1 protein-coding gene is annotated in these 332 nt (G+C 68.1%); it reads left to right on the forward strand.

Features of this window, described 5'->3' with window-relative positions:
- Positions 1-88: 88 nt before the first annotated feature.
- Positions 89-332: transposase family protein (locus tag AC2CHE_RS27010; protein ID WP_484507633.1), on the forward strand; the 244-nt coding region annotated here is incomplete at its 3' end.

Raw genomic sequence — 332 nt, forward strand, 5'->3', positions numbered from 1 at the left:
CTCTGTGGAGGCCGGAAGAGCGGGTGAGATCGCGTCGGTGATCATGGAGTTCTCTACGCTTCACGACACCCGAGGACCTCACCCGCCGATGTCATCATGCCCGATCCCCGCACTGTCCGCCGTCGCCGGCGACAGCCCTGACACATCACCACCTGCGGTCACCGAGAGTGAGTGCGCGGGGTTGTTGCACGCCTTGTCGGCGGTCCCGGATCCCCGTGACCCGCGTGGGGTGCGGTATCCGCTGTCGGGCCTGCTCGCGGTCGCGGTCTGCGCGGTCCTGGCGGGGGCATCGTCGTTCGCCGCGATCACCGACTGGCTGCACGATCTAGACG

It is taken from the genome of Micromonospora sp. ATLC16, assembly GCF_057196645.1.